This window comes from Armatimonadota bacterium (assembly GCA_031081675.1).
Classification (GTDB): domain Bacteria; phylum Sysuimicrobiota; class Sysuimicrobiia; order Sysuimicrobiales; family Kaftiobacteriaceae; genus Calidihabitans; species Calidihabitans tengchongensis.
Genome location: JAVHLZ010000049.1, coordinates 1862 through 3176 on the forward strand (window position 1 = coordinate 1862; position 1315 = coordinate 3176).

Below are 1315 nucleotides of genomic sequence, written 5' to 3' on the forward strand. Positions count from 1 at the left end.
TAATTTTGGGGTCAGACCCCATTTGCGTCGTGCACGAGGTCGCCGTCTACTACGGGCGGGTGCGGGCGCTGCAGGGGCTCGCGCTGCGGGTCCTGCCCGGAGAGATGGTGGCCCTCCTCGGAGGGACGGGGGGCGGGCAAGTCCACCACACTACGAGCCATCTCCGGGCTGGTCCACCGACACCCGGCCGCGTCGCCTTCCGCGGGCGCGAGCTCACCCGGCTCGAACCCACCGCCATCGTCCGCCGCGGCTGTCCCCAGGGACGCCCGCTCTGTCCGGAGATGAGCGTCCTGGAGAATCTGGCGCTCGGTGCCTGCGTCCATGCGGGGGACCTGCAGGAGGACCCAGACCGGGTCTTCGCGCTCTTCCCCGTGCTGAGAGACCGCCGGCACCAGCTGGCCGGCAGTCTCTCCGGTGGGGGAGCAGCGGATGGTGGCCGTCGCCCGTGCCCTGATGGCCCGACCGACGCTCATCCTGCTGGACGAGCCCACCCTGGGGCTGGCGCCGGCGATGGTCGTGGAGGTGGCGCGGGCGATCCGGGCCCTGAACGATGCCGGGGCGACGGTGCTACTGGTGGAGCAGAACGTCCAGGTGACCCTCCGACGGGCGCACCGGGCCGACGTGCGGGAAAACGAGCGCGTCGTCGCCGAGGGGCGCCAGGGCCCTGGCGTGGGACGACCGGGTCCGGCGGGCGTACCTCGGCGCGTAACGAGCGTGCCAGCAGGCCCCGCCAGCCCCGACGGCCAACTTGTGCCAGTAACCCTTAGTACCTGTCCGGGGAGGGATGCCTGTGGCCGACCGCACCATCGAGGCACTCCTGCTGGAAGAGCGCCGTATCTCGCCGCCTGAGGCCTTCCGCCGCCAGGCCAACGTCCAGGACCCCGCGGTCTACGCCCGCGCCGAGGCCGACCCGGAGGGCTTCTGGGCCGAGGTGGCCCGGGAGCTGCACTGGTTCCGTCCCTGGGAGCGGGTGCTGGAGTGGGAGCCCCCCTACGCCCGCTGGTTCGTCGGCGGGCGGACCAACCTGGCCTACAACTGCCTCGACCGCCACGTCACGGGCGGGCGCCGCACCAAGGCGGCCATCGTTTGGGAGGGAGAACCCGGCGACGAGCGCATCCTCACCTACGGCGACCTGCTGCGCGAGGTGAGCCGCTTCGCCCACGCGCTCAAGCGCCTGGGGGTGCGCCGCGGCGACCGCGTGGCCATCTACCTGCCCATGGTGCCCGAGCTGCCCATCGCCATGCTGGCCTGCGCGCGCATCGGCGCCGCGCACACCGTGGTCTTCGGCGGCTTCAGCGCCGAGGCGCTGCGGGAC

The 1315-nt window shown here is 72.8% G+C and carries 2 protein-coding genes; one reads left to right on the forward strand and one right to left on the reverse strand.

Features of this window, described 5'->3' with window-relative positions; translation table 11 throughout:
• Nucleotides 1-11: 11 nt before the first annotated feature.
• Nucleotides 12-473 (reverse strand): hypothetical protein, encoded by a 462-nt coding sequence (locus RB150_11420; protein ID MDQ7821143.1) that lies wholly within the window; start codon nucleotides 471-473, stop codon nucleotides 12-14.
• A gap of 311 nt (nucleotides 474-784) precedes the next feature.
• Between RB150_11420 and RB150_11425 the strand changes: the two genes are divergently transcribed.
• Nucleotides 785-1315 (forward strand): acetyl-coenzyme A synthetase N-terminal domain-containing protein (locus tag RB150_11425; protein ID MDQ7821144.1); only part of this gene is annotated, 531 nt, incomplete at its 3' end.